Raw genomic sequence first — 6,453 nt, forward strand, 5'->3', positions numbered from 1 at the left:
TCAGAACCCGCGGACGGCGGCGTAGAGCCCGGTAACCCAGCAGGCCAACGGCACGATCGTCGCGATCACCGCGTACTCGACCACTTCGGCGGCGCGGCGCTGCACCGGCGTGAACGCTCGCCGCGGCGCGACCACGCCGAACACCAGCGCTGCGGTCGCGACGGCAAGGGCGAGGGCGAACACGACGACGGGCGGCGCGGACCCGCTGACCGCGGCCGCGCCGAGCAGGCCCACCGGCACGGCTGCGCCGCCTGCCACCAGCAACGTCGCCTGGCGCGCATCGGTGTAGGTGCGGCCGCGCAGCATGATCACCGCCGCCGCGGCGACGGCCAGGGCGGTGCCGGGCCGGCGGAGACCGTCGCCGGACAGCGGCGCCGCCGCACACCACGCGCCCGCGACGGCGAGAACGGCGCCCGCACCGATCAGTCCGGTGAGGTGGTCGCGTGCCCGCGCGGCGGCCGCCGTCAGCTCGCTCGGATCGGGCAGTGACCGGTCCCCGCCGTCCGGGGAGTCCGGTCCGTCCCTGCCGTCCTCGGTCTGCGGCGCGGGGGCCCCGGTCCCGGGACCGGGCACCGGCGGCAACGGCAGGTCGGCGAACTTCACGGCGAGGCGGGGTGCGAACGTCACCGTCAGCAGGGCCGTGACGACGACGCCGGCGCCGACCGCGGAGGCGGAAATCCCGGTCGCGGCGGCGACGAGAAATGCGGCCGCGGCGGTCGCGGCGACGGCGGCGACCGCGGTGAAGGGCGCCCTTCCGACGGCGGTCAGCAGCAGGACCAGGGTCGCCACCGCCCCCGACAGGACCGCCCCGAGCATCGGGTGCGCCGGTCCGAAAGAGCCGGGCACCAAGAGAATTCCGGTGGCGAAGGCGGCCGGGACCGCGCAGGCGCACAGAAGCGCCGCGGTACGGTGGTCGTCGCGGGCCCGCCCGTGCAGGATCCCGGCGAGCAGGAGCAGGGCGGCGAGCGCGGCGCAGCCGGCACCGGCGGCCAGCCGGCCGTCCGGGGAGGCAAGTCGCAGCAGGGCCCCCACCCCGACGACCGTCGCGGACAGGGCGACGACCGCCGCGACCGCGGCCGCCGCACGCGGCGACCAGCGGCCCGCGCCGGCCTCGTCCGCCGTCGCGACGCTGTGGGTCACGTCGTCGAACAGCGGGGGTGGCGCCGGTGCCGACGCGTGCTCGAGCACCAGCAGGTCCCCGTCCCGGACGCCGTGCTCGTGCAGGCTCAGCGCGGCGGCGAGCCGCGACGATCCGAGACGGGCCAGCGCCCACGCCTCGGGCTCGACCCGCTCGGAGGAGGTGTCGAAGTCGTTGTGGGACCGGTGGGCGGTGATGAGATCGACGACCCCCGGCACGAGCAGCGCGACAGGGACGTCCGCGGGTAACGCGAGGTCGACCTGTGTGTGCTGGGCCAGCACGGTCACGCGGCAGAGTTCGGGCGCGCCGATCCGCCCCGGTTCGGTGTGCGCAGCCGTCATCGTCCATCCCCCCGTCGTCCCCCGACCGTGCTGCGGTCCGGGCCGGGCTCGCCTACCCGTTTCGCCCGGACCTCGCGGAGACGATACGACATCGCTTCGCGCAGGCCGTCTTCGCGCCCGCCCGCGTGCCGATGTCGCAGGTGTGCGTTACCCTTCGTCGACCGTGGGGGGACGGCCGTCGCGAGGACGGCCGGCACGGTGAGCGGGTCGGGGGTGGGGTGTGAGCACGGTGCGGTTCGTGCGCAGGCCGCGGCGCGAGGTGCCACGCGTACCGGCGGGCGAGGTGAGAATGCAGGCCCCGCCGGAGATTCCGCGTTCGACGCCGGGAAATCTCCTGGCGAAGCTGCTGCCCGTCGTGATGGTCGCCGCGATGATCGGCATGGTGGCGCTGATGTTCGGTTCGGGGATGGCGCGAAGCCCGATGTCGCTCGTCTTCCCGCTCATGATGGTCGTCTCGATGGTGGGCATGCTCGCCGGCGGCGGCCGCGGAGGCGGGGCGAAAGCGGCCGAGGCCGACGAGGACCGCAAGGACTACCTGCGATATCTCGATCAGCTCCGGCGGGAGGTCCACGACACCGCAGACCGGCAGCGGAGTGCCCTGGAGTGGACGCACCCCGACCCGGCCGTGCTGTGGACGCTCGCGGGAACGGTGCGCATGTGGGAACGCGACGGAGCCGACGCCGACTTCTGCCACGTGCGGGTCGGGCTCAGCGGCCAGCGCCTCGCAACCCGGCTGGTCGCCCCCGACACGGGTCCCGTCGAGGACCTCGAACCGGTGGCGGCCGTGTCGCTGCGCCGGTTCGTGCGCGCGCACTCGGTCGTACCGGCCCTGCCGACCGCGGTGGCGTTGCGGGGGTTCGCGGCGGTGTCGCTCGGCGGCGATCGCCCCGCGGCCCGTGATCTGGTGCGGGCGATGCTGCTGCAACTGTGCACCTTCCACAGCACGGACGTGCTGCGGATCGCCGTGGTGTGCGGTCCGGACACCGCCCCGGAGTGGGAGTGGGTCAAGTGGCTGCCGCACGCCCAGAACCCCGAGATCGCCGACGGTGCGGGCAGCGCCCGCACCGTGTTCGGCTCGGTCCGGGATCTCGAGACCGCGTTCGCCGACCGCCTGACGGGCCGCGGCCGGTTCGTCCGCAACACCCCACCGGTCGACGGTGTGCCCCAACTGGTGATCGTGTTCGACGGTGGTGTACCCGGCTCCGGGTCGGGGATCCTCGACGACGGGCTCGACTCCGTCACGATCCTGGACCTGTCCGCGTCGATGCCCCGGCTGTCGGCCACCCGCGGGCTCGAACTCGTCGTCGGTGACGGACGATTGGGTGCGCGCGCCGGCGAGCGCGTGGAGACCTTCGCGGTCCCGGACCGAGCGAGCGTCGCGCAGGCGCAGACGGCGGCGCGGCGCCTGGCACCGTACCGCGCCGCCCAGCGGGTCGCCGAGTCCGGCAACGGGGAGAATCGTTCGGCGCCATGGGAAGACCTGCTTGGTCTCGGTGACGTCGCGCAGTTCGATCCGGGGCGGGCGTGGTCGCCGCGGCGGGGCCGCGACCGGCTGCGCGTGCCGATCGGAATCGGAACCGAGGGTGCACCGGTCGAACTGGATCTGAAGGAGGCTGCCGAGGGCGGGATGGGGCCGCACGGACTGTGCATCGGCGCCACCGGGTCCGGGAAATCCGAACTGCTGCGGACCCTGGTGCTCGGTCTGATCGCGACGCATCCCCCCGATGCGCTGAATCTCGTCCTCGTCGACTTCAAGGGCGGCGCAACCTTCCTCGGGCTCGAGTCGGCCGCGCACGTCGCGGCGGTGATCACCAACCTCGCCGACGAACTGGCCATGGTCGACCGGATGAAGGACGCCCTCGAGGGCGAGATGAACCGCAGGCAGGAACTGCTGCGCGCGGCAGGGAACTTCGCGAATGTGGGCGACTACGAGCGCGCCCGGGCCGGCGGTGCCGCGCTGGCTCCGTTGCCGGCGTTGTTCGTCGTCGTGGACGAGTTCTCCGAGTTGCTCACGCAACAACCGGAATTCGCGGATCTTTTCGCCGCGATCGGACGGCTGGGACGATCCCTGCACATGCATCTGCTGCTGGCCAGTCAGCGGATCGACGAGGGCCGGCTGCGCGGACTCGACAGCCACCTCTCCTACCGGATCGGCTTGAAGACCTTCTCGGCCAACGAGTCCCGAAGCGTTCTCGGAGTTCCCGACGCCTACCATCTGCCGCCGTCGCCGGGCGCCGGATACCTCAAGTGCGACTCGGCGGAGATCGTGCGGTTCGCGGCCGCCTACGTGTCGGGTCCCTACGAGCCCCGCCGCTCGGGCCGGTCGGTGATCAGGCCGGGCACGTCGACCTCCCGGCCGCGGCTGTTCACCACGGCCGAGGTGCCCCTCGCACCCCTCGAACCGGTTCCCGGACCGGCCGAGCCCGGCGTGGATCCGGTCCCGACGGAGGAGAGTCGCTCCGTGCTCGATGTCCTGATCGGCCGGGTACGGGGTCACGGCACCCCCGCGCACGAGGTCTGGCTGCCGCCCCTCGACGCGGCGCCGAGCCTGGACCGACTGGTCCCGCGGTCTCTGCTGACCGGCGACGTGCTGACGCGGAGCACCCTGCGCACGCCGATCGGCATCGTGGACCGCCCGTTCGAGCAACGGCGGGATCCGCTGATGGTGGACCTCGCCGGCTCGGCGGGCAACGTGGTCGTCGTCGGAGGGCCGCGCTCCGGCAAGTCGACGGTGCTGCGCAGCCTCGTCCTGTCGATGGCGATGACGCACACTCCCGAGCAGGTCCAGTTCTACTGCCTGGACTTCGGGGGCGGATCCCTCGCCGGTCTCGCGGGCCTTCCGCACGTCGGGTCGGTCGCCAACCGGCTCGACGCCGACCGGGTGCGCCGGACGATCGCCGAACTGACCGCGCTGCTGCGGCGCCGGGAGGGTCGTTTCGGCGAGCTGGGCCTGGAGTCGATGGCCGAACTGCGCCGCCGCCGGGACGGCGTCGGTCCGGCCGCGGACGTGGATGCCTTCGGCGACGTGTTCCTCGTGATCGACGGCTGGCCCAGCATCCGGCAGGACTTCGAGGCGCTGGAGCCGCAGGTCGGCGTGCTGGCCGCGCAGGGGTTGTCCTTCGGCATCCACGTGGTGCTCACCGCGCCGCGGTGGGGCGACGTGCGGCCGGCGATGCGGGACCATCTCGGGACCCGCCTCGAGTTGCGCCTCGGCGACCCCGCCGATTCCGAGTACGGCCGCAAGAAGGCGGCGGCGGTGCCGGAGGGCCGCCCGGGCCGGGGCATCGACCGCCACGGGCTGCACGTGCTGTCCGCACTGCCGCGTGTGGACGGTAGCTCCGAGGTCGTCGACCTCGCGGCGGGACTGGCCGACGCGGTGGCCGCCGTCGCCGCGGCCGCACCGGGCCGCCCCGCCCCGCCCGTGCGCATGCTTCCCGATCGCGTCGATCGGGCCGGCGTGCTCGCGGCCCTCGCGGACCGATCGGCTGCCGGTGGCGCGCCCGGGGAGCGGCGGTTGTTCGTGCCCGTCGGCATCGACGAAGCCGAACTGGCACCCGTGGGGATCGACTTCTCCGAGCAGCCTCACCTGCTCGTTTTCGGCGACTCGGGTTGCGGCAAGACGACCGTGCTGCGCGGCATCTGCCGCAGCCTCATGGAGTCCCACACCGGCGCCCAGGCCCGCATCATCGTCGGGGACTATCGGCGCACCCTGCTCGGCGTCGTCGAGGGTGAGCATCTCGGCGGTTACGCGCCGTCCGCGGTGACGTTGTCGGCGATGGCCCGCGACCTCGCGGCCGTGTTCGAGCGGCGGATGCCCGGTCCCGACGTCACCCAGCAGCAACTGCGTGAGCGCTCCTGGTGGTCGGGACCCGAGGTGTTCGTCGTCGTCGACGACTACGACCTCGTCTCCGCCGCGAGCCAGTCGCCGCTGACGCCTCTGCTGGAGTACCTGCCCCAGGCCAAGGACGTCGGGCTGCACCTCGTCCTGGCGCGCCGCTCCGGTGGGGCCGGGCGGGCTCTCTTCGAGCCGGTCATCGCGCGGCTGCGGGAATTGTCGGCGGCCGGCCTCGTGATGAGCGGCAATCGAGAGGAGGGGGCGCTCGTGGGCACCGCGCGTCCGCGCCCGATGCCGCCCGGGCGGGGCATCCTCGTGCAACGCGACGGGGAGGCGCTGGTGCAGACGGCGTGGCTGCCGCCGCAATGAGCGACGTCCACGCGCTGCACCTGCAGGTCGTCCCGGGGCGGGTGTACGCGCGGCGGTCCGATCGGACCGTGACGATTCCCGCATCGGCTCCCGGCCGTGTCCCCACGGACGACGATGCGCCGCTGGCGACCCTGCTCGGGTACGTTGCGGCGACGGCAGGCGCGCCGGCCGGCCTCGACACGGTGGTGGTGGTGCATCCCACCGAGTGGGGCGAGCGTCGGCGGGAGGAGTTGCACGCGGCCGCCCGGCAGGTCGCGCGAAACGCCGTCCTCCTGACCGCTGCGGTGGCCGCGCGCCGCGCCGCGCCTGTGGGCGACGGCGAGCGATGCGCGGTCGCGGAGGTCGACGGCGCCGGCGTGACGATGGCGGTGCTGAGCGCCCCCGACGGCGGCGACGTCGACCGCATCGCGCGGGACCCCGACCTCGACGAGGGACTGCTCGACTCGCCGGCCGGAGCCGAGCGGCTGGACCGGCTGATGCGAAACGTGTGCGGTTCCGTCGATCCGGATGTCGTCCTCGTGACGGGGGTTCCGGGCGAGCCGCCCGGAATGCCGCTGTGCGAGCGGATCGCCGAGCGGCTCGGCCGCGGCATCCGGGTGATACCGGTCGCCGCGTCCGAGGTGCTGGCCGCGGTGCCGGACCCCCAGGCCGTCCCGCCGGGGGACACGGAGTCGCTCCCACAGTGGCTGCACACCGTGCCGGCCTCCCGGTCGACCCGGCCCGTTCGCCGGATCCGTTGGGGCGTAGCGGGGGGGGAGGGAGGAAAAAAA

Annotated in this window: 2 protein-coding genes and 1 pseudogene; 2 read left to right on the top strand and 1 reads right to left on the bottom strand. The window is 73.8% G+C overall.

Annotated elements, in window-relative coordinates:
• Positions 1–1,479 (bottom strand): type VII secretion integral membrane protein EccD, encoded by a 1,479-nt coding sequence (gene eccD, locus ACWPOB_RS23120; protein WP_455402240.1) that lies wholly within the window; start codon positions 1,477–1,479, stop codon positions 1–3.
• Between the two features lie 220 nt (positions 1,480–1,699).
• Between eccD and eccCa the strand changes: the two genes are divergently transcribed.
• Both eccCa and ACWPOB_RS23130 read left to right on the top strand, forming a co-directional pair.
• Positions 1,700–5,683, top strand: a complete 3,984-nt coding sequence (gene eccCa, locus ACWPOB_RS23125; RefSeq protein ID WP_455402241.1) for a type VII secretion protein EccCa — start codon at positions 1,700–1,702, stop codon at positions 5,681–5,683.
• Positions 5,665–6,453, top strand: a pseudogene (locus ACWPOB_RS23130) (type VII secretion-associated protein); the annotation flags it as partial. The gene eccCa and the pseudogene ACWPOB_RS23130, both read left to right, overlap by 19 nt.

This window comes from Rhodococcus sp. 2H158, assembly GCF_053764755.1.

Bases quoted from the DNA above. Each gene is read 5' to 3' on its own strand.
- eccD (WP_455402240.1), bottom strand. From the start codon at position 1,479: ATGACGGCTGCGCACACCGAACCGGGGCGGATCGGCGCGCCCGAACTC.